This is a genomic window from Streptomyces sp. NPDC093568 (assembly GCF_044764945.1).
In the GTDB taxonomy this organism is placed as follows: domain Bacteria; phylum Actinomycetota; class Actinomycetes; order Streptomycetales; family Streptomycetaceae; genus Streptomyces.
In genome coordinates this window covers 81,766-108,225 of sequence record NZ_JBIWJD010000005.1, presented here as the reverse complement: position 1 = coordinate 108,225, position 26,460 = coordinate 81,766, and the positions used below count along the sequence as shown (strand labels likewise).

The window sequence follows — 26,460 nt, the reverse complement described above, 5'->3', positions numbered from 1 at the left end:
GCGGGCGTTGCGGAACCGTCAGCCCGCATTCGACTCCAGACCCGCGTCCCTGGCCAGGAGGGCCGCCTGGACCCTGTTGTCGCAGTCGAGCTTGGTCAGGATGCGGCTGACGTACGTCTTCACCGTGGCCTCGCTCATGTGCAACCGGGCGCCCGCGTCCGCGTTGGACAGGCCTTCGCCCAGCAGTGCCAGCACCGCGCGCTCCCGCTCGGTCAGGCCGGCCAGGCGGCGGCGGGCCTCCTCGCCGCGCGCGGTCGCGGCGGGGGAGGCCAGGGTGTCGACGACGTGGCGGGTGGCGGCCGGGGAGAGATAGGCGTTGCCGGCCGCCGCGGCGCGCACCGCGTGGATCAGCTCCTGCGGCGCGGAGTCCTTCAGCAGGAAGCCCGCGCCGCCGTGGCCGAGCGCCCGCAGGACGTTCTCGCGCTCGCCGAACGTGGTCAGGATCAGCACGCGCACCCCCGGCGCGGCCCGGCCGAGTTCGGCCAGCGCGGTCAGCCCGTCCATCACCGGCATCTGGATGTCCAGCAGGGCCACGTCGACCGCGGTGCTCCGGGCGGTCTCCACCGCCTCCCGGCCGTCCGCCGCCTCGGCGACGACGTCGATGTCCTCGGCCGAGGTGAGGATCATCCTGATGCCGGCCCTGATGAGCGGCTCGTCGTCGGCGACGAGGACCCGGATCACGCGGCCTCCTGCACGGTGTCGGTGTGATGAACGGATGGCAGAGCCCCGTCATCATGCCCGATCCGGTCCCGGGGGCGGTCACATGCCGCCGGTCACAGCTTGTCCTTGAAGGTCTCCTTCGCGACCAGCTTCCCGTCGCGGAAGCAGAACCGGTAGACGATGTCGTCGTCGACGTCCAGGTAGTGACGGCACTTGGCGCCCTCGGGCAGCGGCGGGCCCTGCTTCTCCTGGCCGTCGGTGAGCAGCGAACTGCCCTCGGGCAGCTCGGCCTTCACGTCCGCCTCGGCGTCGCCGATCTTCGCGGACTCGTAGACGTCGGCCGATATCGTGCCGCTCTCCATCTCGTCCCACAGCGCCTTCAGCCCCCAGGCCCCGAGGGCGACGACGCCCACGACGAGGACGACGGCGGTGACGGCGCAACCGAGGGCGACCTTCTTCTTGCTGCTCATGATGGCGGCGAACTCCCCTTGCGGATCGGTACGGTCGATGACCGCTCCACCGTCGCCCGCCGCACCCTCGAGGGGCTGCCCCCGAAAGTCTTCGCCCGCCGATACGGAGGTCGCGCCTTCCGGACCGGGCAGGGTCTCGCCACCGCCGTAGGGCAGCACCCCGGCGAGCCGGAAACCGCCGTCGGGCGTGGGACCGGTGTGCACCATGCCGCCGACCAGCCGGGCCCGCTCCCGCAGACCCGCCAGGCCCTGGCCGCCGCTCACCGCGGGCGGGGACGCGGGAGCCCCGGCCGGCACCGGCCCGTTGGCCACCTCGACGACCAGGCTGTCGGGTTCATAGCGCAGCGCCACCGTGATCGGGGCACCGGGCGCGTGCTTGTGCGCGTTGGTCAGCGCCTCCTGGGCGATGCGGTACGCCGCGTGGTCGGCGGCCGGCGCGAGGGGCCGTACGGTCCCGGAACGGTGCAGCTCCACGGCCGCGCCCGCCGCCCGCGACGACTCGACGAGGCCGTCGACGGCGGCCGCCACCCGGGCCGGCGGATGCTCGGCGTCCGCCGGGTCCGGCCCCTGCCCGGCCGCCTCGCCGAGGCCGTCCCGCAGGATGCCCACCGCCTCGCGCAGCTCCCGCATCGCCGTCCGGGACGCCTCGCGCAGGATGCCCACCCCTTCCCGGTGGCGGTCGCCCAGCTCCGGGTCCACCTCCAGCGCCCCGGCGTGCACGGCGATCAGGGCGAGCTGGTGGCCGAGGCTGTCGTGCATGTCCTGGGCGATGCGCTGGCGCTCCAGGAGCCGGGCCTGCCGTGCCACCATCGCCTGCTCGCGCACCAGTTGGGCGTTGTGCCGCCGCAGGGCGTCGAGCAGCGCGTGGCGCTGGGCGCGATAGCGGGAGGCCAGGCCCGGTACGATCACCAGCGCCAGGAACGAGCCCGCCGCCAGCGAGCCGGTGACGACCGGCGAGAAGTGGACCTCCTCGTCGGGCGCCTGGGCGATGCCGACGACCGCGTACAGCACGAACCCGGCGGCGTACGCGGCCAGCGCGCGCGAGGGCCGCATGATCCGGCTGCCCGCCGACCAGCTCGCGCACATCAGCAGCGCCACCGCGCCCGCCACCACCCCGGACATGGCCGAGGCGATGAGCAGCACCGTCGCCGGCAACGAGCGGCGCACCAGCGACAGTACGGCGGCCGACAGGGCCACGACGACGGTCCACGCGCCGAAACCGGGCCGGTCGTCGAACAGGCCCGCCATCCCGGCGAGCACGAGGGCGAGCACGCTCTCCCCGACGATCCGCTTGCGGGGCCAGGGAGAGGCGGCGAGGAGCCGGGAGCGGAGCGGCCGGTCCGTACGGGGTATCTGGCTTACGTCCACGCGCAGACGATAGTCAGCCGTCCGGTGCCGCCCGCATCCCCCCTTCGGCGCGGTCCCGAACGACGAAAGTCGACACCCTCCCCCCGCCGCACCCGTCATCTTTGGTCGCTGCGGACGTCGACTTACGGAGACTGACCCGGGGCGGGGCGCACGGTGACGATGGAGCGATCCAGGGATCACCGGCTCGGGGAGCGGAACAGTGGACACAGCGGACAGCGCGCGAGCGCAGGCGAACGAGCGTTTCACCATCCGGCAGAAGACCACCTTCATGATCAACCGGTACGTCGTGACCGAGGCACTGCCGGACGGCTCCGACGGCAAGGTCGTCGCCTTCGCCGAGCAGAAGCGGATGACGCTCAAGGAGCAGATGACCTTCTACACCGACGAGTCCAGGAACCGCGTCCTGTTCACCGCCAAGGCCCGCCAGGTCCTGGACGTCGGCGCCCTCTACGACGTGCGGGACGCGGCGGGCAACCCCGTCGGCACCTTCCGCAAGAAGTTCGCCGCCTCCCTGCTGCGCTCGACGTGGGAGCTGGACCAGCCGGGCTCGGTCGCCGCCGTCGGCCGGGAGCGCAATCCGGTCGTGGCCGTGCTGCGCCGGGTCTGGGAACTGCTGCCGCTCGACTTCATACCGTTCGTCTGGCCCTACCACTTCGACTTCACCTCGGGCGACCGGCAGGTGATGCGGCTCGACAAGAAGATCGGGCTGCGCGACCGCTATGTGCTCGACGTGGCCTCGCCCGATCTGGACCTGCGCCTCGCCATCGCCCAGGCCGTCGCCCTGGACGCGCTCCAGTCCCGCTGACCGGCACCCCCCTCGGGCACCCGCCGGCGGGGACGGCCTGGAAGAATCCCCGCATGGACCTGAAAATCCCCGAACTCCCCTTCTCCCTGCGCACCTACGGCCCCGACGGCCACTGGTCCTACGAGGACGACGGCATCCTCTCCGGATGGGCCGGCCCCCGGCAGGACCGCTTCGTGCCGCCCACCGGCGAGGGCCTGGACGCCGCCTCCGACGCGCCCCGGCTGCTGGGCGCGCCCGAGGGGGACTTCCAGCTGATCGCCCGGGTCACCGTCGGCTTCGCCGGTGCCTTCGACGCCGGGGTCCTCTACGTCCACGTCGGCGAGCGGGCCTGGGCCAAGCTGTGCCTGGAGTACTCGCCGGACGTGCCCACCGTCTGCACGGTCGTCACCCGGGGCCACTCCGACGACGCCAACTCCTTCACGGTGGAGGGCAGTTCGGTGTGGCTGCGGGTCAGCCGCACCGGCCGCGCCTTCGCCTTCCACGCCTCCCGCGACGGCGAGCGCTGGACCTTCGTCCGGCTGTTCACCCTCGGCGACGAGAAGGAGACCGGCGCGGCCCTCGTCGGCTTCATGACGCAGTCGCCGCTGGGGGAGGGGTGCGTGGTGACGTACGACCACCTCGAGTTCAGGCCCCACTGGCCGAAGGACCTGCGCGACGGAAGCTGAGCGCGAACGTCACCGTGAGCAGGGCCGCGCTGATCACCAGGCTCAGCCGCATCCCGGCCACGAAATCGCCGGAGATCAGGGCCCCGAAGACGGCGATGCCCAGCGCCCCGGCCATCTGCCGCGCCGCGTTGAGGACGCCGGCCGCGAGGCCCGCCCGTTCCGCGGGAACGGCGTCCATCATCGCCGCGGTGAGCGGCGGCACCGTCAGCGCGCAGCCCAGCGCCATGGGGACGAGGAGCAGGGCCACCAGCGTCGCGGGCGTGTCGGCGTCGACGTACAGCATCGCGAGCAGGCCCGCGACGGCCAGGCCCTGCCCCACCAGCATGGGCAGCCGGGCGCCGTGGCGTCCCGCGAGCTTGCCGGCCACCACGTTCGTCACGGCGATCAGACCCGTCATCGGCAGGAACATCAGCCCGGCCTGGAGCGCCGAACGGTCCTGTACCTGCTGGAAGAAGAGCGAGAAGACGAACACCATGCTGTAGAAGGCCACGCTGACCGCCGCTCCGGCGGCGACGGTCACCGCCACGGTCCGGTTGCGGAACAGGCTCAGCGGGACGACCGGGTGCGGGTGACGTGCCTCGACCCGGAGGAACGCCACCACCGCCACCACGGCCACCGCCAGCGCCGCCCGGCCCGCCGTCCCGCCCTCGATCACCGCGAACGTCAGCGCCGTGAGCGCCACCACCGCCGTCACCTGGCCGGGCAGGTCCAGGGGCGCCGGACGGCGTTCCGAACGCGGGGCCCGCACCAGCAGCACGAGAATCAGGGCGCCGACCGGCAGATTGACGAAGAAGATGCCACGCCAGTCCCAGGCCGTCGCGAGCACCCCGCCCAGCACCGGACCCAGTGCCACCGCGGCCGAACCGCCGGCCGCCCACACGGCCACCGCACGGGCGCGGCGCGCCGGATCGGCGTACGCCTGCCGCACCAGCGCCAGCGAGGCCGGCAGCACGACGGCCGCCGCCACGCCCTGCACCACCCGCGCCCCGATCAGCGCCGGTAGGTTCGGCGCCAGGCCGCAGGCCGCCGAGGCGAGCGTGAACACGGCGGCGCCGATCGCGTACGCCCGGCTCGCCCCCACCCGGTCCGAGAACGCACCGGTGGACAGCATCAGCGCCGCGAAGGCCAGGGTGTAGGAGTCCACCACCCACTGGAGGCCGGACAGGCCGCCCCCGAGGGAGGAGCCCATCGCGGGCAGGGCCACGTTCACGATGGACGCGTCGAGGCAGACCAGCGCGAAGCCGAGGAGACCGGCGGTGAGGGTGAGGACGGAGGACGGCTTCCTGGGCCCCAACCCGGCGGCGGAGAGGGCGAGTTCGTCGCCCTTGAGGGTCTGGTTCGTGGACATGCACTCCATGCTGCGGATCCGCGCCGTCGTACAGTAGTGGCCAAAATGCCATGCTCCCGGAGGTTCTGGCCATGCCCCAGCCCCGCGCCCCGCACCGCATCGCCGTCGTCGCGCCGTCGCCCTTGTCGATGTTCAACCTCGCCATCCCGGAGATGCTGTTCGGCAAGGTCGAGGTCGACGGGCGGCCCGGCTACGAGGTGGTCGTCTGCGCGGCCGAGCCGGGACCGGTGCCCACCAGCGGCGGGCTCGACCTGTACGTACGGCACGGACTGGAGGCCGTACGGGAGGCGGACACGGTGCTGGTCGCGGGGACCGGCGAGCCCTTCGAGCCGGAGCCCCGGATCGTGGCCGCGGTACGCGAGGCGGCCGACGCCGGCAAGCGGATCGCGTCCCTGTGCACCGGTGCCTTCCAACTCGCCGAGGCGGGGCTGCTGCACGGACGCCGGGCCACGACGTACTGGGCGCACGCCGAGGAGCTGCGTCGCCGGTACCCGCACGTCGACCTGCGGGGCGACGTGCTCTACGTGCAGGACGGGCCGTACGTCACCTCCTCCGGCTACGCCGCCGGGATCGACCTGTGCCTGCACATCATCCGCACCGACTACGGCGCCGCCGTCGCCAACGAGGTCGCCCGCCGAGCGCTCGTCGCGCCCGTACGGCCGGGCGGCCAGACCCAGTTCACCCAGACCCCGTTGCCGCCCGAGCGCGGCAACGCCTGCGCCGACACCCGGGGCTGGGCCATGCGCAACCTCGACAAGCCGCTCACCCTCACCGACCTGGCCCGCCACGCCGGGGTCAGCGTGCGCACCCTCACCCGCCGGTTCCACGCCGAAAGCGGGGTGAGCCCGCTGCAGTGGCTGCTCCACCAGCGCATCGAGCGCGCCAAGGAGCTGCTGGAGACCACCGCCCTGCCCATGGACCAGGTGGCCCGCGCCTGCGGCCTGGGCACGGCCGACTCCCTGCGGGGGCATCTGGTCCGCCGTGCCGGACTGACGCCGAGCGGCTACCGGGCGCAGTTCAGCCGGCTCGGAACCGGGGCGGCCGAGGGCACGTCCTCCGTTGCATGATCAACGACAGAGCCGCCGGAACCCGCGTGATCCGTACCGTCCTGCCCGCCGAGGCGGAGACGGTGACGGCCCTGCACGCGCGCGCCCGGGCGACCTACTACCCCGAGGGGCTGCCGCAGGACGGCACCGACTGGCTCGCCGCCTGGCGGAGCGCCATCGCGCGGCCGGACGGGCATGTGCTGTGCGTCGTGGAGGACGGCCGCCTCATCGGGCTCGCCTCCTTCCGGACCCCGCAGGGCGCCCCCGCCGACACGGTCAAGCTCTTCCAGTTCCATGTCGATCCCGAGCACTGGGGCCGCGGCGTCGGTACGGCCCTGCACACGGCCTGCGCGGAGGAGTGGCAGGCCGACGGCAAGCTCACGGCCGTGCTCGACGTGCATGTCGACAACCGGCGCGCCCAGGCCTTCTACGCCCGTCAGGGCTGGGTTCCGGATCCGGAGAACCCGGCCGCCGAGGGGGACCACCATCTGAATCTGCGCTTCTCCGTCGCCGGGGAATGAAACGCCGCTGATTGAACGTTCACGCACTTGGCGGAGGGTGTCTCCGCATCCCGTGCGACCCGGAAAGAGCCGAAGACATGCGCGTCGAGATCTGGAGCGACATCGCCTGCCCCTGGTGCTACGTGGGCAAGGCCCGCTTCGAGAAGGCGCTGGAGGCCTTCCCGCACCGCGACCAGGTCGAGGTGGTGCACCGCTCCTTCGAGCTGGACCCCGGACGCGCCAAGGGCGACATCCAGCCCGTGATCACCATGCTCACCAAGAAGTACGGCATGAGCGCGGCGCAGGCCCAGGCCGGTGAGGAGAACCTCGGCGCGCAGGCCGCCGCGGAGGGCCTGGACTACCGCACCGAGGGCCGCGACCATGGCAACACCTTCGACATGCACCGGCTGCTGCACCTCGCCAAGGCGCGGGGCCGGCAGGACGAGCTGATCCAGCTCTTCTACCGGGCGAACTTCGCCGAGGAGCGGTCCGTCTTCTCCGAGGGCGACGAGCGGCTCGTGGAACTGGCCGTGGCCGCCGGGCTCGACGCCGACGAGGTCCGCAAGGTCCTCGCCGACCCCGAGGCCTACGCCGACGACGTCCGCGCCGACGAGCGCGAGGCCGCCCAACTCGGTGCCAACGGCGTGCCCTTCTTCGTCCTCGACCGCACCTACGGCGTCTCCGGCGCGCAGCCCGCCGAGGTCTTCGAGCAGGCACTGACCCAGGCGTGGGGCGACCGGTCCCCGCTGACGCTCATCGACCAGGGTGACGCGCACGCGTGCGGTCCGGACGGGTGCGCGGTGCCGCAGCACTGAGCCGCCGCGCAAACGCGCAGGTCGGAGCCGATCTATAAGCGTTCCTTTGCGAAACCACGTAAGGATTCGCAATGGACCGATAGGTCTCCATGGCTCAGAGTGGGGTCATGGAGACCTTCGAGAGCCTCGTCCGTGCCGAGTTCACATCGAAGAACACCTACCTGAACACGGCCAGCACCGGGCTGCTCCCGGCCCGGACCGTCACCGCCATGCGCACCGCCGTGGAGGCCGCGGCCGCCGGGCGGCCGACCGACATGTTCGCGGACGTGGAGGCGAGCCGCGCCGCCTTCGCGCGGCTCGTCGGGGTGCCCGAGCGCCGCGTGGCGGCCGGCGCCTCCGTCGCGGTCTACAGCGGACTGATCGCCGCCTCCCTCCCGGAGGGCGCCGAAGTCCTCACCGCCGAGGGCGATTTCAGCTCCGTCGTGAACCCCTTCCACGTCCGCCCCGGCCTCAAGGTCCGCAGCGTGCCGCTGGAGCGGATCGCCGAGTCGGTGCGGCCCGGCACCGCCCTGGTCGCGGTCAGCGCCGCCCAGTCCGCGGACGGCCGGGTGGCCGACCTGCCCGCGCTCAGGGCGGCGGCGCACGAGCACGGCGCGCGTACGTACATCGACGCGTCCCAGGCCGCCGGATGGCTGGACCTCGACGCGGACGCATACGACTACTGCGCCTCCGTCGCCTTCAAGTGGCTCTTCTGCCCGCGGGGCGTGGCCTTCCTGGTCGTTCCGGAGGACTTCGGCGGGCTCACCCCGCTCTTCGCCGGCTGGGTGGCCGGCGAGCGGCCCTGGGACGCCTGCTACGGCCCCATCGACGACCTCGCCCACTCCGCACGCCGGTTCGACGAGAGCCCCGCCCTCTTCTCCTACGCCGGCGCCCGCCGTTCCCTCGAACTGCTCGAGGAGCTCGGCGTGGACGCCGTACGCGCCCATGACCTCGCCCTCGCCGACCGCTTCCGCGCCGGCCTGGCCACCCTCGGCCACGAGCCCGTCCCCTCGCCGGGCTCGCCGATCGTCTCCGTGCCCGGGCTCGGCCGCCGCCAGGCCGAGTTGAGCGGCGCCGGAGTGGAGGTCTCCGACCGGGCGGGCAACCTGCGCGCCGCGTTCCACCTCTACAACACGCCCGCCGACGTCGACCGTCTGCTCGACGTCCTCTCTTCTGCCTGAAACCACTGGCGCGGGCCCTGCCAGGACGCTAGGAAGGGCACGTGGAGTCCACGGGCGCTACCTCCGCACCGCCGCCTGCCGACGCGGAGGTGCACCGGCGGCTGGTCTACGGCGACGAGTCCGCGCTGGCCGAGGTGTACGCGGCGTACGGCGGGCTGGTGCGGCGCGTCGCCGTACGGGTCACCCGCTCTCCGGCCGCCGCCGAGGACGTGGCGCAGGAGGTCTTCGCCCACCTGTGGAGCCGGCCGTACACCTACGACGCGCGGCGCGGCTCGCTGCGCACCTGGCTGTCCGTGCTCGCCCACCGGCGGGCCGTGGACTGGGTCCGCAGCGAGGCCCGCCACCGCAAGGACGCCGGCGCCGACGACGGGGCGCTCCAGGCCATCCCCGACGCCGGTCCCGGCCCCGACGAGACGGTCGTCGACCGCGAGCGCTCCCTGCTGCTGCACACCGCCCTCGCCGAACTCCCGCAGCCGCAGCGGGAGGTCGTGCACCTCGCCTACTTCGCCGGCCGCACCTACCGGCAGGCCGCCGTCGAGCTGGGGATACCGGAGGGCACGGCCAAGACCCGGCTGCGCAGCGCCCTGCGCTCCTTGGCGGAAACTTTGGCCGACCCCCCGGACCCGGCGCTCGAAAGGGGCGCATGATGGCGAGAGGGGTACTCGTGGGAGAACGGCACGGGGAAGAGGTGCGCGATGACCGACGATCACGCGGTGGTACGTGACCTGCTGGCCGCCTGGGCCTTCGGCGCCCTGGACGCGGCCGAGGAGGAGACGGTCCGGCCGCACCTCGCCGAGTGCGAGCGCTGCGCGGCGTGGGCGGCACGGCTGAAGGAGACGGTACGGCTGCTGGACGGGCCGGCGCACCCGGCCCCCGCCTCGGCCGACGGCGTGCTCTCCCTCGCCCTGCGGACCCGGCCCGCCGCCGTGCCCGTCGCCGGGCACGCCGCCCCCTATGCCGCCGCGGTCGCCGGGCTCAAGGCGCTGCTGCCCGAGCTCGCGGGCCGCTGGGCCACGCCGGTCGTGCACGACTGGGACGCGCACGCCACCGTCGCCCACCTCCTCGCCGCCGACGAGCACCTGGCGGCACGGCTCGGCATCGACGCGCGCGTGCCGCCCTCGCGGATCACACGGGGCACGCCCTGGGAGGACGCCTGGAACCGCCGTACCGCCGATGTCATCGCCCACGAGCACGGCCGTACGCCAGAGGAGACCGTGGCCGACTGGGCCGCCCAGGCCGGCCGGCTGCTCGCCGCGCCCGAGGCCCGCGACCGTGAACTCGCCGCACGCGCCGTGACGTTGATGGGGATGAGGCTCCCCGTCGCCGACCACTTCCTCGTGCGCGCGTTCGAGACGTGGATCCACACCGACGACCTCGGCCGCGCCCTGGGCCTGCCCGTCCCGCCGCCGCCCCAGGAACACCTGTGGCAGCTGGTCCGCCTCGCCGTGCGTGTCCTCGGTCTGGCCCTGGGCAGCAGCGCGCCCCCGGTGCTGTTCTCGGTCACCGGGGGCGAGGAGTGGGTGCTGGGCTCGGGGGACGAGCCGGTACGGGCCGAACTCACCCTGGAGCCGGTCGACTTCTGCCTGCTGGTCGGCGGACGGTACGCGCCGGAGGCAGTGCCGAGAGGAGCCACGGGCGACGCGGCCGCCGTACGGAACGTACTGGAGCGGGCCGCGTCGCTCGCGTGGCTGTGAGGCTCACTTCACCGGGGTGAAGTCCCGTGCGCCGATGAACTCCGGCCGCCGTACCGGAGCCGAGAAGGGCTCGACGGCCGCGTTCTCCACGCTGTTGAACACGATGAACACGTTGCTGCGCGGGAACGGCGTGATGTTGTCGCCGGAGCCGTGCATGCAGTTGCAGTCGAACCAGGTTGCCGAACCGGCCCTGCCCGTGAAGAGCTTGATGCCGTACTCGGAGGCCATCTTGGTCAGCGCCTCGTCGGACGGGGTGCCCGCGTCCTGCATCTGGAGGGACTTCTTGTAGTTGTCCTTCGGCGTGGCCCCCGCACACCCGAGGAACGTGCGGTGCGAGCCGGGCATGATCATCAGCCCGCCGTTGGTGTCGTAGTTCTCGGTCAGCGCGATCGAGACGGACACCGTCCGCATGTTCGGCAGACCGTCCTCGGCGTGCCAGGTCTCGAAGTCGGAGTGCCAGTAGAAGCCACTGGCCCCGAAGCCCGGCTTGACGTTGATCCGCGACTGGTGGACGTAGACGTCCGAGCCGAGGATCTGCCGCGCCCGGCCGACGACCCGCTCGTCGCGCACGAGAGCGGCGAACACCTCGCTGATCTTGTGCACTTCGAAGACGGACCGGATCTCCTTGGACTTCGGCTCGATGATCGAGCGCTCGTCCGCACGGATCCCGGGGTCGGTGATCAGCCGCTCCAGCTCCTGCGCGTAGACCGCCACCTCGTCCTCGGTGATGAGCTGGTCGATGGCGAGGAAGCCGTCGCGCTCGTAGGAGTGCAGATCACCGGCCGCGATCGGGCCCGGCGTGTCGGGGGAGCCCCACACCACGGGGTCCTGGCGCGGGGTCGACACCTCGGTGGCGCCTCGGCTGGGGTACAGGTCGGTCATCGTGGTCACGATGTCTCACACCTCCTCGGGCTCGGTGAGCAGCGGGTACACGCCGTTCTCGTCGTGGTCCTCCCGGCCGGTCACGGGCGGGTTGAAGACACAGATGCAGCGGAAGTCCTCCTTGACCCGCAACGTGTGCCTCTCGTGCCCGTCCAGGAGGTACATGGTCCCGGGCGTGATCGCGTACGTCCGCCCGGTCTCTTGGTCGGTCAGCTCGGCCTCGCCCTCGACGCAGACGACGGCCTCGACGTGGTTCGCGTACCACATCGACGTCTCCGTACCCGCGTACAGGATCGTCTCGTGCAGGGAGAAGCCGACCTTCTCCTTGGCGAGGACGATGCGCTTGCTCTCCCAGGTGCCGGACGCCGATTTCACATGGCGCTCGGTGCCTTCGATGTCCTTGAACGAACGGACGATCACGGTGCTGCGATGCCTCCTAGGTGGTGGTGTGCACGGTGGATGAGGGGTTTGGTCAGGCACTCTCGCGGACGGCGCGGGCGAGGACGCGCAGGCCCTCGTCGAGCTCCTCGGGAGTGATGGTCAGGGCGGGCAGCAGCTTGACGACCTCGCTCTCCGGGCCGGACGTCTCCACGAGCAGCCCGAGCTCGAAGGCGCGCCGCGCGATCCGGCCGGCCCGCTCCTTGTCGTGGAACTCCATGCCCCACACCAGGCCGCGGCCCCGGTACTCCTTCACGTCGGCCGGGTTCTCCTCGCAGATGGCGATCAGGCCCTGCTCGACCTGCTCGCCGCGCGCCCGGGTCTGCTTCTCCATCGCGCTGCCGTCGGCCCAGTACGACTCCAGGGCGGCGGTGGCCGTGACGAAGGCGGGGTTGTTGCCGCGGAAGGTGCCGTTGTGCTCGCCCGGCTCCCAGATGTCCAGCTCGGGCTTGAACAGGCACAGCGACATGGGCAGTCCGTAGCCGCTGATGGACTTGGACACGGTGACGATGTCGGGGGTGATGCCGGCCTCCTCGAACGAGAAGAAGGCACCCGTACGCCCGCAGCCCATCTGGATGTCGTCGACGATGAGCAGCATGTCCTGGCGCTCGCACAGCTCGGAGAGCGCGCGCAGCCACTCGGGACGGGCGACGTTGATGCCGCCCTCGCCCTGCACGGTCTCGACGATCACGGCGGCGGGCTTGTTGAGCCCGGAGCCCTGGTCCTCCAGCAGCCGCTCGAACCACAGGAAGTCCTCGACCGTGCCGTCGAAGTAGTTGTCGAACGGCATGGGCGTGCCGTGCACCAGCGGGATGCCGGCGCCGGCCCGCTTGAAGGCGTTACCGGTGACGGCGAGCGAGCCGAGGGACATCCCGTGGAAGGCGTTGGTGAACGACACGATGGCCTCGCGGCCCTTCACCTTCCGCGCCAGCTTCAGCGCGGACTCCACGGCGTTGGTGCCGGTCGGGCCCGGGAACATGACCTTGTACGGCAGGTCGCGCGGACGCAGCACCAGGTCCTGGAAGGTCTGCAGGAAGGCGCGCTTGGCGCTGGTGGACATGTCGAGCCCGTGCGTGACGCCGTCCCGCTCCAGGTAGTCGATCAACGCCCGTTTCAGGACCGGGTTGTTGTGCCCGTAGTTCAGCGAGCCCGCCCCGGCGAAGAAGTCGAGGTACTCGTGGCCGTCCTCGTCGTACATACGGCTGCCGCGCGCACGGTCGAAGACGGTGGGCCAGCCGCGGCAGTAGCTGCGCACCTCGGACTCCAGGGTCTCGAAGACGCTGAGGTCGGGCTGGGTGATGGTCACGACGAATCGCTCCTCGTTGCGTGGGGGGAGTTCAGAGGGAGAGGGGACCGATGCGGTACAGCACTTCGGGGTCGTGCGGCCCGTCGGGGAACAGGCTGGTGGGGAACAGCACCTCGCGCTCCAGGGCGGCGCCGTGCCGCTCCGCGAAGGAGCCGAACAGCCGCTCGGAGGCGGTGTTGCCGGGCGTGATGGTGGTCTCGAGGCCGGTGACGCCGTACTCGGCGCGGACCCGTGCGACGAGGCCGTCGAGCAGCGAGGCGGCGAGTCCGCGACCGCGGTACGCGTCGTCCACGGCGACCTGCCAGACGAGCAGGGTGTGCGGACGGTCCGGCCGGACGTACCCGGTGACGAAGCCGACCGGCTCCCCGCGCTCGTCGCGCGCGACGGCCGATGTGCCGGCGAAGTCACGGCACCACAGCAGATAGCTGTACGAGGAGTTGAGGTCGAGGGCTTCGGAGTCTTTGGCAATACGCCACAGCGCGGCCCCGTCGGCCACCGCCGGACGGTCGATTCGCAGGTCTGCTTGAGCGGCAGTCATGCAAATTGAATTTACCGAGGGAAATTCGAAATTGCACGGCCGTGCGGGGTTACGTGCGGCGGCTGGATGTGTTATCACGCGGGCGTGAAGGGTGGTGCTGCGACCCCGTGAATCGCCCCATTTTGCCCCCTTAATACCGCACAAACCGGGCACAGTGTGGAACGCGTCACAGGCGTGTAACTCTCACGAGACCTGACCGAATTAGTCCGGTTGGCGTTCGCGAAATCTTTGCGTTTAGGTTCGGAGAAAGCGGGCAGAAGATGATGGGAAGCTACCCGTGAGGGAATTATTAAATTGCGCTGAATTCAGGCGCCGGTAACACCGTCGATGCGTTCTCGCAGAATATCGGCGTGGCCATTGTGTCGTGCGTCCTTCTCGGTCATGTGAGGTAACACCCGGCGCACGCGGCGGGCAACTGTGGGTCACATCCCCGGAGCCGGTGGTCGGCGAAGTCGGCGGAGTTTCCCCTGTCCTCCTTGTTGACGCGTCGTCTCACACAGTGGTTCAGTGGCTCAGTCACTGATCCACTGGCTGGCCGGAGGCCGGGATGGGCGTACTGCCGCGCGAGACCACCGTCGACGTTCTGGAGAGGCGGCTCCGTGAGGACATCCTCGCCGGGCGTCATCCCGCCGGGAGCTATCTGCCTCCCGAACGGGAACTCGCCGACGAGTTCGGAGTCAACCGCACCACGCTCAAGCATGCCTTCGGCCGGCTGGTGCACGCCGGGCTGCTGGAGACCCGGCACGGCGTGGGCACCCGCGTGCGGGACTTCCTGCGGCTCGGCGGGGCCGACCTGCTGCCGATGCTGGTGCGGCACAGCCCCGACTGGATCGGTGAGATCTTCGAAGTGCGCCGCAGCATCGGCGCGTTGATCGCGGAACGCGCCGCCGCCCGCGCCACACCGGCCCAGGTCACCGAACTGCGTGCCCTGGTGGCGGCCGTCAGGGACGCGGACGACGGCGAGGACGTACAGCTCGCGGACGCCGAGGTGCACCGCGCGCTCGCCCGCGCCACCGGCAACCGGGTGTACGTCCTGCTCACCAACACCCTGTTCAACGCCTACCTGCCGGTGCGCGCCGCGCTGGTCGACCCCTTCCTGGACGCCCGGGCCGCCCACGACCGGCTGGCCCCCGTCGTCGACGCCGTGGCCGCCGGCGACCAGGAGGCGGCGCGCGCCGCCGCCGGCACCTATCTGTCGGCCACGGAACGCATCATGCTCGAAGGGCTGGCCCGCACGGCCGGACACCGGGACGGCACCCGGTGACCGCGCGCGGGACGCGGTTCCGGGAGACGATGCTCGGCCGGGTGCGCCTGGGCGACGAGGACCGCGAGCGCCCCGTACGACTGGACCTCGCGGTCCGGGCCGACGCCGTGCTGCTGCCCCACCGCACCACACGGGCACAGGTGACGGGACGAGTGCGGATAGCCGGGCGGGCGGACGACGCCGAGGCGCGCGGCGAGTTGGAGATCTCTCCCCTCGCGCGCCGCAGGATCAGATACCGGATCACCTTCACCCTGGAAGGCCGGCGCCTGCTGCTCGACGGCTGGAAGTCCATGTCACCCGCTCGCCCCGTGACGTCGATGACGGTCCTGCCGTACACCCTGTACGAGGACGGCGAACGCGTCGGCGAGGGCACCCTGCGCTTCCCCCTCGCCACCGGCCTGCTGCCCTTCCTCGCGAGCTTCCGCTTCCCGCGCGCCGAGCCCCCAACCTCCGGCGCCGACCGGCACCTTGCCTCCCGCTGGGACGGCAAGCCGGGGCGCACGGAGGTCTGGTACACCACCCTGACCGACCCGGCGACCGGCACCGGAGTCTGGCTGCACCACGAGGTCGTGGCGCCCACCGACGGCTCCGGCGCCTACGCCCACGGCTGGGTCGCCGTCTTCCCCAAGGAGGGCCCCGCCGAGCACGCCCGCTTCGGCCCCGTCCCGTGGACGGACGGCCAACAGGGCTTCGCCGCCGCCGGCGTCAGCGCCGGGCCCGGCCATCTCCGGGGCACCGCCGGCCCGTTCACCTGGTCGCTCACCGAGACGCCCGGCGGCGAGCCGGTCCACACCTTCCCCCGCTGGTCCTGGCGCCGCCCCTTGCTGCCGGCGAGCCACATGCTGCCGGCAGCCCGCTGCCGCTACACCGGCACCGTCCGCCACGGCGACCACGAGCTGCGCCTCGACGAGGCGGCCGGCGCGAGCGCCCGCATCTACGGCCACGGCAACGCCCGGCGCTGGGCCTGGCTCCACGCGGACCTGGGCGGCGGCGACATCCTGGAGGTCGTCGCGGCGGTGTCCATGCGACCCGGACTCGACCGGCTGCCCCCGCTGGTGTTCCTGCGGCTGCTGCACAACGGACGCACCTGGCCCCGGCGCGCCGAACGCACCGCCGTCGGCTGGGCGGGACTCGGCCGGTTCCGGGCGGACATCGGCCTGCCCGAGTGGCGGGTGAGCGGCCGTGTGGGCCGACGCCGCATCCGGGTGAGGGTGACCCAGCCACCGCAGCGCACCCTGGCACTGGACTACACCGACCCCGACGGCTCGCCCGCGATCTGCCGCAACAGCGAGAGCGCGGACGCGGTGGTCGGCCTGGAGCGCTGGTGGGGCACCTGGCGGCAGGAGGCCGAATGGCGCCTGGCGGGCACCGCCCACGCCGAGGTAGGTGACCGATGAGCCTCTCGACCACCCCCCGTCTGACGGCACTTGTGGCCGCCCTCCTCGCCGACGACGGCACCGCCGAGTGGACCCGGGCCGTCCCGCGACGCGTCGAGACCCTGCTGGACGCCATGCCCGCCCCCGCCCGCGCGGCGGTCCGCAGCGCGGCCACGGCGGTCGACGTCTACGCCCTGGCCCGCACCGGCCGACGGCTGCCCGCGCTCGGCCCCGTGGAACGCGAGGACGTCCTCGCGTCGCTTGCCTCCCACCGGGCGCTGCTGCCGCTCCTGGACGCGGTCAAGGTGCCGGTGCTGCTGGCGGCCGGCACCGAACGCACCCTGCACCACAGCCCCACCGCCGCGCCGCCCGCCCCCGACGACCCCCCGCTCGACTGCACCCCCTCCCGCGACTGGCCCACGCGCTCCACCGCCGACGCCGTGGTCGTCGGCTCGGGCGCGGGCGGCGCGATGGCCGCCCGGACGCTGGCCCGCGCCGGACTGCGCGTCGTCGTGGTCGAGGAGGGCGACCACCACACCACCGCGTCGTTCGGCCGCAGAACACCCCTCGACCGCTTCACCGACCTCTACCGGGACGGCGGCGCCACCCTCGCCCTCGGCAACCCACCGCTGGTCCTGCCCGTCGGCCGCGCGGTCGGCGGCACCACCGTCGTCAACTCCGGCACCTGCTACCGCACCCCGGACGACGTCCGCACCCGCTGGCGCAGCCGCTACGGATTCGCCGTCGCCGAGCACCTCGACGCCCACCTCGACGAGGTGGAACGCACCCTGCGGGTCGCCCGGCAGCCGCTCGACGTCCTCGGCAACAACGGCCGCCTCGCCCTGGCCGGCGCGCAGCGACTCGGCTGGGCCGCCGCACCCCTGCGCCGCAACGCCCCCGGCTGCAAGGGCTCCTGCCAGTGCGTCGTCGGCTGTCCCACCGGCGCCAAACAGAGCGTCCAGCTCTCCGTGCTCCCCGAAGCCTGCGCCGCCGGCGCGCGCATCGTGACGGGCGCCCGCGTCCTGCGGATCCTCACCGACCGCGACCGGCCCGGCGGTCCACGGGCCGCCGGAGTGGCGGTGAGCCGCCCCGACGGCAGCAGGCTGGAGATCCTCAGCCCCCTGGTCGTGGTCGCCGCCGGCGCCCTGCAGACCCCGCAACTGCTGCGCCGCTCCGGCCTCGGCGGACACCCAGGGACCGGCCGCAACCTCAGCGTTCACCCGGCGATCAGCGTCGCGGGCCGCTTCAGGAGCCCGGTCACCGGCTGGCAGGGCGTCCTGCAGAGCGTCGGAGTGGAGGAACTGCACGCCGACGGCATCCTGATCGAAGCCACGGCGGCGCCCCCGGGCATGAGTTCGTTCGTGCTGCCCGGCGTCGGACGCGAACTGCGCCGCGAGGTGGACGGCACGCGGCACCTGGCCACGCTCGGCGCCATGATCGCCGACCGCCCCTCCGGCCGCGTCCTCGGCCGGGACCGCACGCTGCTCCGCTACGACCTCGCACCGCGCGACGCCCGCCGCCTGCTGCGCGCCCAACGGGCCATGGGCCGCCTGCTGTTCGCCGCGGGCGCCGAGGAGGTCCTGACCGGCGTCCCGCACGCCCCGCGGGCCCGCACTCCGCGGCAACTGGACGCGGTACTCGACCAGGTGACGGTACGTCACCTGCATGTCTCCGCGTTCCATCCCACGGGTACGGCCGCCGCCGGGTCGGACCCCGACCGCGCACCGGCCGACCCCGAGGGCCGCCTGCGGGGCGTGCACGGCGTGCTGATCGCCGACGGGTCGGTGCTGCCCAGCTGTCCGGAGGTGAACCCGCAGCTGAGCATCATGGCGGCGGCGCTGGGTGTCGCTCGCGGCGCGGTGCCGGAGGGGTGACGGCGGATACCGGGGCTACGGCGGGGGTGCGTCGGCCAGTTCGGCGATGACCTGCGCGTGGCACGCCTCGGGCACACACCAGCAGCCGAGCCGGCGGCCCCGCAGACCGGGTAGCAGCGCGAGCAGGTCCGGACGGCCCAGCAGATGGGCGCGGTACTTGTCGAGCACCTCCTCCCGGGTGCCGTCGCGGCCCGGCCGGAAGGGACTCGCGAGCGGGGAGCCCGCCAGGTCCCAGCCGCCGCGGTGCAGGGCGCGGCCGACGTAGACGACGTCCGCGTAGTCCGGGTCGTCGCGGTGACCCTTCAGGTTGACGACCGTGGTCCGGCGCATGGCGGTCATCGGCCGTCACTCCGTGCCCGGCATCCGGAAGACGGCGCAGGTGGCCGTCCCGTGCGCGTACAGCTTGCCGTCGTCCGCTCCCACGATCCGCGCCTCCGCGGTCGCCGTCGTCCGGCCGACATGGACCGCGACGCCGGTGCAGCGCAGGGTCGCCGTCGTGGACAGGACGGGCCTGACCAGGTTCACGCCGAGCTGGGCCGTTGTGTAGGCGCGGCCTGCCGGCAGGCCGGTCAGTACGGCGGTGCCGAGGGCGGAGTCGAGGAGGGTGGCCATGAAGCCGCCGTGGACCGTGCCCATGGGGTTGAGGAGGTGCTCGCCGGGCTCGCCCTCGAAGACGGCCCTTCCTTCCTCGACCTCCACGAGCCGGAAGCCGAGCGTCCCGCAGATCGGGGCCTCCGGCAGACGCCCGTCCAGGCTCATACGGGCCAGCTCGATCCCCGGCAGGCCGGTGCTGTGCTGATGGATGGCGGGCTGCGCCATGGTGCTCTTTCCGTAGCAGGGATGGGGTTGGGGGTGCCGGGCGGCGGCGCGGTCCGCGCACCGCCGCCCGGCGCTGTCCTCGTTCTCCCCGTCAGGGGAGCTTGACCGCCAGGAGGTCGACGGGCCGGATGTCCGGTGCCTCGCTGAGCACGGTCTCGGCGGCGTCCATCAGCGCGGCGGCGATCCTGCCCTGGAGGTGGCCCTTGCGGCCGTCCTCGTCGGCGAACGTGTCGAAGACGCCGAAGGTGGTGGCGCCCTGCCGGAACGCGAACCAGGTCACGGTGTGATCCTCCTGCTCCGCGAGCCGCAGGGCGTCGCGCAGCAGGGCTTCGACCTTGTCGGCGTACTCGGGCTTGGCCTCGATCCGGGCCAGCAGTCCGAGGTTGTTCATGGTGATCTCCCGTGAGGTGGGCTTCGTCTGGGTGGGGTGCCGGTACCGGGCACCCGGTCTCGTCCGGACACCACCGAATCTAGGCCGCCCCAGCCGACCGTCCCAGTGTCGGAAACGACGCCTTCGATATCGTTTCCGTCATGGACATAGCTGTGCTCGCGTACGACGGCGTCTTCGACTCCGGGCTCGCCGCCCTTCTCGACGTCATCGAGGGGGCGAACAGCATGCGCGGCGAGCTGCCGGAGCCCCCGCCCGCCTGGAACGTCACCACGGTGGGCTTCAGCCGGCGGATTCGCACGGGCGCGGGGCACCTGGTCGAGGCCGCCCCGGTCGGCGCCGCCGAGGAGGCGGATCTGCTGGTGGTGCCCGCGCTGGCCGAACGGCGGCCGGACGCCCTGGTCGCGCACATCGCGGGCCCGGCCTTCGCCCCGATGCGGCGCCTGGTGGCCGCGACCCGCCGGCGGGGCACACCCCTCGCCTCCGCGTGCACGGGCACGTGGCTGCTGGCCGAGTCGGGAGTCCTCGACGGGCTGGACGCCACGACGAGCTGGTGGCTGGCACCGTACTTCCGGGGGCGATACCCGGCGGTGACGGTCGACCAGTCCCGCATGGTCACCACGTCGGACGGCGTGACGACGGCGGGGGCCGCCTTCGGGCACGTCGACCTGGCCCTCGCGATCGTCCGGATGACCAGCCCGGCGCTCGCCGACCTGGTCGCCCGCTATCTCGTGGTCGACGAGCGCCCCTCACAGGCGGCGTACGCGATCTCCTCGGCACTCGCGCAGACCGACCCGACCCTGGCGGCCTTCGAGCGCTGGGTGCGCGGCCACCTCGACCGGCCGATCTCCATCGCCGACGCGGCCCGCGCCCTCGGCGTCAGCGAACGCACCCTCCAGCGCGCCGTGCGCCGCACCCTGGGCACCTCGCCGGTCGGCTTCGTCCAGGACCTGCGAGTGGAGCGCGCCTCCCACCTCCTGCGCACCACGGACCTCCCCCTGGAGGCCATCGCCCGCAAGGTCGGCTACGAGCACGCCAACACCCTGCGCATCCTCCTGCGCGAACGCACGGGGACGACGGCGGGTGCGCTGCGCGCGCGATAGCTGTTCAGCCGCTCCAGGGGGGCGGCAGCCCCCCGAACCGTTACCGGCCCGCGCCGTCCGCGGCCCGCAGTGCCCCCTCCACGTCCACCTCGAGCCCCCGCTCCGCCAGCGCCGCGCCGACCGCCGCCAGGCTGCCGCGCACCGCCCCCGTCGTCGCGTCCGCCCCGTAGTGGTTGACCCGGATCATCTCCTTGGCCAGCGCGCCCCCGCCCGCGGCCAGCGGCAGCCCCGGATCCGACTCCAGCGCCCGCGCCACCACCTCCGACGCCACCACTCCCGCCGGCACCCGCCACGTCGTCGCGACCGGGGCGGCCTCCCGCACGTCGTAGACGTACGGCTCGAGCCCTCCGCCCAACGCCACGGCCCCCGCACGGGCGGCCAGCGCGGCAGCCCGGTGCCGGCCGATCACCGACTTCAGCCCGTCCCCCTCGATCCGCTCCACGCACGCGTCCAGCGCCAGCATCTCCAGCTGCGCCGGCGCATGCGGCAGCGCTTTGCGGCCGCCGTCGATCCACCGCTCCTTCCAGTCGAGGAGCGACAGATACGACCGCCGCGGCGCCCCGGGGTTCGCGGCCATCCGCGCCCACGCGCGCTCGCTCACCGACACCGCCGAGACCCCGGCCGGCCCGCCCATCGCCTTCTGCGCCCCGATCACGCACAGGTCCACACCCCACGCGTCCGGCAGCACCGGCTCGGCCGCGACCGACGCCACCGCGTCCAGGTAGAACAGCGCCCCGTGCGCCCGCACGACCTCGCCGATCTCGGCGACCGGATTGGTGTTGCCGGTGGCCGCCTCCGCGTGCACCAGCGACACGAAGTCGATCTCGGGGTGCTCGGCGAAGGCCTCCCGGACCTGGTCCGCCGTGACCGCCGTGTGGAAGGGCACCGCCAGATCGATCACGGTCGCGCCGCAGTCCCGCAGCCAGTCCCCGAAGGTCTGCCCGTACGGACCGGTGATCACGTTCAGCGCGGTCGTGCCGGGCCCGGCCGTCCCCCGGATCGCCCCCTCCAGCGGCAGCAGCGCCTCGCCCTGCATGATCACGACGTCCTGCCCGGTCCCGAGCAACCGCGCCACCCGGTCCTCGATCGCGGCGAATCGCGCGGCGCTCAGCGGGGCAAGGTCCAGGAGGGGATGGGTCACGACGGGACTCTCTTCACTCAGGGGTCGACGCCACGATCCTAGGTCGAACGACCGTGGAACCATCGGTTTGGTTTGAGCACCCCAAACCTCTCCTTATAATCGGAACCCAAAGTTCCCTCACAGGAGGCTCCCCGTGAAGACCACCCTCGGGCGTCGGACCCGCGTTCTGGCCGCCACCACCGCGACGGCCGGGCTGGTGCTCGTGGCCGGCTGCTCCTCCAGCGACGACGGCGGCAGCGGCTCGAAGACCGCGGCCGGCGGCGTCGAGCTCGTCAAGGCGGGCCAGCTCACCACCTGCACCCACCTGCCGTACCCGCCGTTCCAGTCGGAGATCGACGGCAAGGTGCAGGGCTTCGACGTCTCGCTCATCGACCTGGTCGCCAAGGACCTGGGCGTGAAGCAGGAGATCCTCGACACCCCCTTCGAGAACTTCAAGACGGGCGCCTTCCTCAACTCCGGCGAGTGCGACCTCGCCGCCGCCGGCATGACCATCACCGACGAGCGCAAGAAGAACGTCGACTTCTCCGACCCGTACTTCGAGGCCACCCAGGCCGTGCTGGTCGACAAGAAGAGCGGCATCTCCTCCTTCGCCGACCTCAAGGGCAAGAAGGTCGGCGCCCAGGCGCAGACCACCGGCGAGGACTACGCCAAGAGCAAGGGCCTGGACCCGGTCTCCTTCGAGTCCTCCGACGCCGTGCTCAACGGCCTGCGCACCGGCCAGGTCCAGGCGGTCGTCATCGACTACCCGGTCGTCCAGGGCTGGCTGAAGGACAAGGCCAACGCGGCCGCGTTCGAGGTCGCCGAGCAGCTCAACACCGGCGAGCAGTACGGCGTCACGGTGAAGAAGGGCAACGACAAGCTCCGCGAGGCCATCAACAAGGCGATCAAGGACGCGAAGGCCGACGGCACGTACAAGAAGCTGTACGAGCAGTGGATCGGCCCGTACGACGAGTCGGCCGCCTCGCCCGCTCCCGCCTCCTCCTGACCGATGACCGACACAGACGCACGACTCCAGCCGAAGAAAAAGGGCCTCACCCGGCGCCAGAAGCGCAGCCTGTCGCGCGGCGTCCAGTACGTCGTCTTCGTCGCGGCCGTGATCGCGTTCGCGTTCGCGGCCGACTGGGGCCGGCTGGCGAACCAGTTCGCCCAGGAGGACGTCGCACGGCAGATGTTCCCGGACGTCATCACGCTGGCGTTGAAGAACACGGTGTTCTACACCGTGTCCGGGTTCGTCTTCGCCCTGGTGCTCGGACTGGTGCTCGCGCTGATGCGCCTGTCGTCAGTCGGACCGTACCGCTGGGTCGCCGGCGTCTACATCGAGATCTTCCGGGGGCTGCCCGCCCTGCTGATCTTCATCTTCATCGGCGTGGCGATCCCTCTGGCCTTCCCGGGCACGGAGATCGTCGGCGGTACCTACGGCAAGGCCGCCCTCGCGCTCGGTCTGGTCGGTGCCGCCTACCTGGCGGAGACCTTCCGGGCCGGCATCCAGGCGGTGCCCAAGGGGCAGATGGAGGCGGCCCGTTCGCTGGGCTTCTCGCCGGCACGGGCCATGATCTCGATCATCATCCCGCAGGCGTTCCGGATCATCCTCCCGCCGATGACGAACGAGTTCATCATCCTCTTCAAGGACTCCTCACTCGTGCTGCTCCTCGGTGTCACGCTCGAGGAGCGCGAACTGTCCAAGTTCGGCCGTGACCTGGCCAGTACCACCGCCAACTCCACGCCGATCCTGGTCGCCGGCCTGTGCTACCTCCTGGTGACCATCCCGCTCGGCTTCGTCGTACGCCGTATGGAGGCCAAGGCCCAGGAGGCCGTGAAATGAGCGAGAGGCCCATCGAGTCCGGCCCGGAGATCGAGGTCCGCGGCCTGCACAAGTCCTTCGGCGACAACGAGGTGCTGCGCGGCATCGACCTGGAGATCGGCCAGGGCGAGGTCGTGTGCGTCATCGGCCCGTCCGGCTCGGGCAAGTCGACGCTGCTGCGCTGCGTGAACCTGCTGGAGGAGCCCACCAAGGGCCAGGTCTTCGTCGGCGGCGCCGAACTCACCGACCCGGACGTCGACATCGACGCCGTACGCCGCCGTATCGGCATGGTCTTCCAGCAGTTCAACCTGTTCCCGCACCTCACGGTGACCGAGAACCTCACGCTGCCCCAGCGCCGGGTCCTGCGGCGGGACAAGGCCGCCGCCGCGAAGGTCGCCGCCGAGAACCTGGAGCGGGTCGGCCTTTCGGAGAAGGCGTCGGCCTACCCGGCCTCCCTCTCCGGCGGTCAGCAGCAGCGCGTCGCCATCGCCCGCGCCCTCGCCATGGGCCCCCAGGTGATGCTCTTCGACGAGCCGACCTCCGCGCTCGACCCCGAGCTGGTCGGGGACGTCCTGGCGGTGATGCGCATGCTCGCGAACGAGGGCATGACGATGATGGTCGTCACCCACGAGATGACCTTCGCGCGCGAGGTCGCCGACCGGGTCGTCTTCATGGACGGCGGGGTGATCGTCGAGGACGGCGCCCCCGACCAGGTCATCGGCAGCCCCCGGCACGAACGCACCCGCCACTTCCTGTCGCGGCTGCTGGATCCCGCGATGGCCGAGGTCGAGGAGGAGACCTCCGACCAGGTGGGCAAGGGCGACTGACGGCTCAGCTGGCAACCGGAGAATGCTCCGGCAGTCAGGCCGGGGAGGAATCCGGCTTCCCGCGTAGCGGGGCAGGGCGGGCCTGATCGCCGCCAGGGCGATCAGGCGTACCGGAAGACGCGGCGGCGAGACCGACCTCAAGCAGGTGCAGGATCTCGGAGTTGATGGACCGCCGGTCCGCAGCCGCCTGAGCGGTGAGCTGGGCGTGGAGGTCTTCGGGAAGACGCAACGCGAAAGACGGACAACTGCACCTGGCGGGCGGGGTCATCCTGACGGTGGTGTGGTCCCGTGACCTTCCTGCCGACCCCTCCAGCGTCCGTGTCTATCAGGACAGCCTCGGCTGCTGGTATGCGTCCTTCGTGGTTCCCGCACCCGTCGAACCACTGCCGCAAACCGGTGCGGTGATCGGCATCGACTGGGGCGTGACGGAGACCGCGACCACACCTCCGACGCCCACGACCTGCCCCATGCCCAGCACGGGAAGAAGGCCAAGGAGAAGCTGACCCGGTACGACCGAATGATGGCCCGCCGCAAACCGAAGAAGGGCCACGCCGAATCGAAGGGCTATCGCGAGGCGAGAACGTGGCGGGCGAAGAGCTACGCGAAGATCGCACGGCAGCGGCAGGACACCGGACGCAAATGGGCCAAGCGCGTTGTGACCGACCACGACACCCTGGCCGTCGAGGACTTCAAGCCGAAGTTCCTTGCCAGAACCACCATGGCCAAGAAGGCCGCTGACGCCGCCATCGGCGCCACAAAAACGGCCCTGATCGAGATGGGCCGCAAGCACGGACGGGCCGTGCACCTGGTACATGCCGCGCACACCACGATGGACTGCGCACAGTGCGGAGCGAGAGCCAAGCACGCACTGCCGCTGGGTGAACGCACCTACACCTGCACCGCATGCGGAACAGTGAGCAAACGAGACAAGAACTCCGCACGTGTGATGCTCATCCGGGCTGGTCTCAACCCGGCTGGTGTCGAGGGCGTAAGTCCTCCGGGAGCGCTGCTCCCGGAGGCTGCCTGAGCCAGGAATCCTCTCCCTTCAGGGAGAGGAGGATTCAATAGGGTGCAGTCATGAGCGAACGCGCGGTGCTGCACGTGAAGGGCCGGGTCCTCGCCGGCCCGGACGACGTCCGGGACGAGCTGTGGGTGGTCGGCGGACGGATCTCGTACGACCGTCCCGTCGGCGCCCGCGACATCCGTACCGTCGAGGGCTGGGCCCTGCCCGGCCTCGTCGACGCGCACTGCCATGTCGGGCTCGGCGCGCACGGCCCCGTCGACGACGACATCGCCGAGAAGCAGGCACTGACCGACCGCGAGGCCGGCACCCTGCTGATCCGTGACGCCGGCTCGCCCTCCGACACCCGCTGGGTCGACGACCGCGAGGACCTGCCGAAGATCATCAGGGCGGGCCGGCACATCGCCCGCACCCGCCGCTACATCCGTGGCTACGCCCACGAGATCGAGCCGGAGGACCTGGTCGCCTACGTCGCCCAGGAGGCCCGGCGCGGCGACGGCTGGGTCAAGCTGGTCGGCGACTGGATCGACCGCGACCTCGGGGACCTGGCGCCCACCTGGCCGCGCGAGGCGGTGGAAGCGGGCATCGCGGAGGCGCACCGGCTGGGTGCCCGGGTCACCGCGCACTGCTTCGCGGAGAGCTCGCTGAGGGACCTGGTCGAGGCGGGCATCGACTGCGTCGAGCACGCGACCGGCCTGACGGACGACCTGATCCCGCTGTTCGCCGAGCGCGGGGTGGCCATCGTCCCCACCCTCGTCAACATCGCGACCTTCCCCAAGCTCGCCGACGGCGGTCAGTCCAAGTTCCCGCGCTGGTCGGACCACATGCGCCGGCTGTACGACCGCCGCTACGACACCGTCCGCTCCGCCTTCGACGCCGGCATCCCCGTCTTCGTCGGCACCGACGCGGGCGGCACCCTGCCGCACGGCCTCGTGGCGGCCGAGGTCGCCGAACTGGTCACCGCCGGCATCCCCGCCACCGACGCCCTCGCGGCGACGACCTGGACGGCCCGCACCTGGCTCGGCCGGCCCGGCCTGGACGAGGGCGCCCCGGCCGACCTCGTCGTCTACGAGTCCGACCCACGCGAGGACGTGCGCGTGCTGGCGGCGCCCCGGCGGATCGTCCTGAACGGGCGGGTGGTCGGCTAGCTG

General features: G+C 72.1%; 28 protein-coding genes and 2 pseudogenes. 17 read left to right on the top strand and 13 right to left on the bottom strand.

Translation table 11 applies throughout. From position 1 onward, the window contains the following. Window positions 1-18: 18 nt before the first annotated feature. Window positions 19-681 (bottom strand): response regulator, encoded by a 663-nt coding sequence (locus ACIRD7_RS21125; RefSeq protein ID WP_403455324.1) that lies wholly within the window; start codon window positions 679-681, stop codon window positions 19-21. Window positions 682-773: 92 nt separating this feature from the next. Further along, window positions 774-2,498 carry a sensor histidine kinase gene (locus tag ACIRD7_RS21120; RefSeq protein WP_403455321.1) on the bottom strand — a complete coding sequence of 575 codons (1,725 nt, stop codon included), beginning with the start codon at window positions 2,496-2,498 and terminating at the stop codon, window positions 774-776. 268 nt (window positions 2,499-2,766) lie between these two features. On the opposite strand from ACIRD7_RS21120, the gene ACIRD7_RS21115 reads away from it, so the two are divergent. Then, the gene (locus tag ACIRD7_RS21115; protein WP_403456373.1) at window positions 2,767-3,303 is read left to right on the top strand and encodes a hypothetical protein; all 537 of its coding nucleotides are present in this window, start codon (window positions 2,767-2,769) and stop codon (window positions 3,301-3,303) included. A gap of 53 nt (window positions 3,304-3,356) precedes the next feature. Continuing rightward, entirely contained in the window at window positions 3,357-3,968 is a 612-nt protein-coding gene (locus tag ACIRD7_RS21110) for a DUF1349 domain-containing protein (RefSeq protein WP_403455318.1), read from the top strand. Here the strand turns inward: ACIRD7_RS21110 and ACIRD7_RS21105 are convergent. Next, on the bottom strand, window positions 3,928-5,316 hold the full coding sequence (locus ACIRD7_RS21105) for an MFS transporter (RefSeq protein WP_403455315.1): 1,389 nt from the start codon (window positions 5,314-5,316) through the stop codon (window positions 3,928-3,930). The two genes, ACIRD7_RS21110 and ACIRD7_RS21105, sit on opposite strands and share 41 nt — an antisense overlap. Before the next feature lie 71 nt (window positions 5,317-5,387). On the opposite strand from ACIRD7_RS21105, the gene ACIRD7_RS21100 reads away from it, so the two are divergent. From ACIRD7_RS21100 to ACIRD7_RS21075, 6 genes are all read left to right on the top strand, one after another. After that, the gene (locus ACIRD7_RS21100; protein ID WP_403455313.1) at window positions 5,388-6,383 is read left to right on the top strand and encodes a GlxA family transcriptional regulator; all 996 of its coding nucleotides are present in this window, start codon (window positions 5,388-5,390) and stop codon (window positions 6,381-6,383) included. Next, window positions 6,380-6,883 (top strand): GNAT family N-acetyltransferase, encoded by a 504-nt coding sequence (locus ACIRD7_RS21095; RefSeq protein ID WP_403455311.1) that lies wholly within the window; start codon window positions 6,380-6,382, stop codon window positions 6,881-6,883. Before ACIRD7_RS21100 ends, ACIRD7_RS21095 begins: the two co-directional genes overlap by 4 nt. A 77-nt stretch (window positions 6,884-6,960) precedes the next feature. Then, window positions 6,961-7,677 carry a DsbA family oxidoreductase gene (locus ACIRD7_RS21090; protein WP_403455309.1) on the top strand — a complete coding sequence of 239 codons (717 nt, stop codon included), beginning with the start codon at window positions 6,961-6,963 and terminating at the stop codon, window positions 7,675-7,677. Between the two features lie 107 nt (window positions 7,678-7,784). After that, window positions 7,785-8,837 (top strand): aminotransferase class V-fold PLP-dependent enzyme, encoded by a 1,053-nt coding sequence (locus tag ACIRD7_RS21085; RefSeq protein ID WP_403455307.1) that lies wholly within the window; start codon window positions 7,785-7,787, stop codon window positions 8,835-8,837. A 41-nt stretch (window positions 8,838-8,878) separates the two neighbouring features. Continuing rightward, window positions 8,879-9,484 (top strand): RNA polymerase sigma factor, encoded by a 606-nt coding sequence (locus tag ACIRD7_RS21080; protein WP_403455304.1) that lies wholly within the window; start codon window positions 8,879-8,881, stop codon window positions 9,482-9,484. Window positions 9,485-9,532: 48 nt separating this feature from the next. Then, on the top strand, window positions 9,533-10,531 hold the full coding sequence (locus ACIRD7_RS21075) for a maleylpyruvate isomerase family mycothiol-dependent enzyme (RefSeq protein ID WP_403455301.1): 999 nt from the start codon (window positions 9,533-9,535) through the stop codon (window positions 10,529-10,531). A 3-nt stretch (window positions 10,532-10,534) separates the two neighbouring features. Here the strand turns inward: ACIRD7_RS21075 and thpD are convergent, their stop codons facing one another. The 5 genes and pseudogenes from thpD to ACIRD7_RS21050 all read right to left on the bottom strand — a co-directional run. Beyond that, window positions 10,535-11,413 (bottom strand): ectoine hydroxylase, encoded by an 879-nt coding sequence (thpD, locus tag ACIRD7_RS21070; protein ID WP_403456371.1) that lies wholly within the window; start codon window positions 11,411-11,413, stop codon window positions 10,535-10,537. A 15-nt stretch (window positions 11,414-11,428) separates the two neighbouring features. After that, the gene (locus ACIRD7_RS21065; protein ID WP_403455298.1) at window positions 11,429-11,833 is read right to left on the bottom strand and encodes an ectoine synthase; all 405 of its coding nucleotides are present in this window, start codon (window positions 11,831-11,833) and stop codon (window positions 11,429-11,431) included. Between the two features lie 52 nt (window positions 11,834-11,885). Beyond that, window positions 11,886-13,157, bottom strand: a complete 1,272-nt coding sequence (ectB, locus tag ACIRD7_RS21060; RefSeq protein WP_403455295.1) for a diaminobutyrate--2-oxoglutarate transaminase — start codon at window positions 13,155-13,157, stop codon at window positions 11,886-11,888. A 31-nt stretch (window positions 13,158-13,188) separates the two neighbouring features. Further along, window positions 13,189-13,695 carry a diaminobutyrate acetyltransferase gene (gene ectA / locus ACIRD7_RS21055; RefSeq protein ID WP_403455292.1) on the bottom strand — a complete coding sequence of 169 codons (507 nt, stop codon included), beginning with the start codon at window positions 13,693-13,695 and terminating at the stop codon, window positions 13,189-13,191. Window positions 13,696-14,000: 305 nt separating this feature from the next. Continuing rightward, window positions 14,001-14,099, bottom strand: a pseudogene (locus ACIRD7_RS21050) (DUF664 domain-containing protein); the annotation flags it as partial. 143 nt (window positions 14,100-14,242) lie between these two features. Here ACIRD7_RS21050 and ACIRD7_RS21045 point away from each other — a divergent pair. From ACIRD7_RS21045 to ACIRD7_RS21035, 3 genes are read left to right on the top strand one after another with little or no spacing between them, the layout of a single operon-like run. Continuing rightward, complete coding sequence (locus tag ACIRD7_RS21045) at window positions 14,243-14,959, top strand: FadR/GntR family transcriptional regulator (RefSeq protein ID WP_403455291.1); 717 nt, start codon at window positions 14,243-14,245, stop codon at window positions 14,957-14,959. Then, window positions 14,956-16,356: a hypothetical protein gene (locus tag ACIRD7_RS21040; protein ID WP_403455288.1), complete on the top strand. Its 1,401-nt coding sequence runs from the start codon at window positions 14,956-14,958 to the stop codon at window positions 16,354-16,356. Before ACIRD7_RS21045 ends, ACIRD7_RS21040 begins: the two co-directional genes overlap by 4 nt. After that, the gene (locus ACIRD7_RS21035) at window positions 16,353-18,209 is read left to right on the top strand and encodes a GMC family oxidoreductase N-terminal domain-containing protein (RefSeq protein ID WP_403455285.1); all 1,857 of its coding nucleotides are present in this window, start codon (window positions 16,353-16,355) and stop codon (window positions 18,207-18,209) included. The genes ACIRD7_RS21040 and ACIRD7_RS21035 overlap by 4 nt, the downstream gene beginning before the upstream one ends. A gap of 15 nt (window positions 18,210-18,224) precedes the next feature. On the opposite strand, the gene ACIRD7_RS21030 is transcribed toward ACIRD7_RS21035, so the two are convergent. From ACIRD7_RS21030 to ACIRD7_RS21020, 3 genes are all read right to left on the bottom strand, one after another. Next, window positions 18,225-18,539 carry a DUF4326 domain-containing protein gene (locus ACIRD7_RS21030; RefSeq protein WP_403456368.1) on the bottom strand — a complete coding sequence of 105 codons (315 nt, stop codon included), beginning with the start codon at window positions 18,537-18,539 and terminating at the stop codon, window positions 18,225-18,227. Between the two features lie 15 nt (window positions 18,540-18,554). After that, window positions 18,555-19,028, bottom strand: a complete 474-nt coding sequence (locus tag ACIRD7_RS21025) for a PaaI family thioesterase (protein WP_403455283.1) — start codon at window positions 19,026-19,028, stop codon at window positions 18,555-18,557. Between the two features lie 91 nt (window positions 19,029-19,119). Beyond that, window positions 19,120-19,419, bottom strand: a complete 300-nt coding sequence (locus tag ACIRD7_RS21020) for a putative quinol monooxygenase (protein WP_403455280.1) — start codon at window positions 19,417-19,419, stop codon at window positions 19,120-19,122. A 140-nt stretch (window positions 19,420-19,559) separates the two neighbouring features. On the opposite strand from ACIRD7_RS21020, the gene ACIRD7_RS21015 reads away from it, so the two are divergent. Then, window positions 19,560-20,519, top strand: a complete 960-nt coding sequence (locus ACIRD7_RS21015; protein WP_403455277.1) for a GlxA family transcriptional regulator — start codon at window positions 19,560-19,562, stop codon at window positions 20,517-20,519. Window positions 20,520-20,559: 40 nt separating this feature from the next. Here the strand turns inward: ACIRD7_RS21015 and ACIRD7_RS21010 are convergent, their stop codons facing one another. Continuing rightward, complete coding sequence (locus ACIRD7_RS21010) at window positions 20,560-21,660, bottom strand: pyridoxal-phosphate-dependent aminotransferase family protein (protein WP_403455275.1); 1,101 nt, start codon at window positions 21,658-21,660, stop codon at window positions 20,560-20,562. 133 nt (window positions 21,661-21,793) lie between these two features. Between ACIRD7_RS21010 and ACIRD7_RS21005 the strand changes: the two genes are divergently transcribed. From ACIRD7_RS21005 to ACIRD7_RS20995, 3 genes are read left to right on the top strand one after another with little or no spacing between them, the layout of a single operon-like run. Then, entirely contained in the window at window positions 21,794-22,645 is an 852-nt protein-coding gene (locus ACIRD7_RS21005) for a transporter substrate-binding domain-containing protein (RefSeq protein ID WP_403455274.1), read from the top strand. Between the two features lie 3 nt (window positions 22,646-22,648). Further along, complete coding sequence (locus ACIRD7_RS21000; protein WP_403455272.1) at window positions 22,649-23,482, top strand: amino acid ABC transporter permease; 834 nt, start codon at window positions 22,649-22,651, stop codon at window positions 23,480-23,482. After that, window positions 23,479-24,288, top strand: coding sequence for an amino acid ABC transporter ATP-binding protein (locus ACIRD7_RS20995; RefSeq protein ID WP_403455271.1), 810 nt, complete (start codon window positions 23,479-23,481; stop codon window positions 24,286-24,288). The genes ACIRD7_RS21000 and ACIRD7_RS20995 overlap by 4 nt, the downstream gene beginning before the upstream one ends. A 34-nt stretch (window positions 24,289-24,322) precedes the next feature. Here the strand turns inward: ACIRD7_RS20995 and ACIRD7_RS20990 are convergent, their stop codons facing one another. Then, window positions 24,323-24,556, bottom strand: a complete 234-nt coding sequence (locus ACIRD7_RS20990; protein ID WP_403455270.1) for an Arc family DNA-binding protein — start codon at window positions 24,554-24,556, stop codon at window positions 24,323-24,325. On the opposite strand from ACIRD7_RS20990, the pseudogene ACIRD7_RS20985 reads away from it, so the two are divergent. Both ACIRD7_RS20985 and ACIRD7_RS20980 read left to right on the top strand, forming a co-directional pair. Continuing rightward, a pseudogene (locus ACIRD7_RS20985) lies at window positions 24,522-25,315 on the top strand (RNA-guided endonuclease InsQ/TnpB family protein); the annotation flags it as partial. The gene ACIRD7_RS20990 and the pseudogene ACIRD7_RS20985 sit on opposite strands and share 35 nt — an antisense overlap. Before the next feature lie 50 nt (window positions 25,316-25,365). Further along, a complete protein-coding gene (locus ACIRD7_RS20980) occupies window positions 25,366-26,457 on the top strand; it encodes an amidohydrolase family protein (RefSeq protein ID WP_403455268.1) in 1,092 nt (363 codons plus the stop codon). Window positions 26,458-26,460 lie beyond the last annotated feature (3 nt).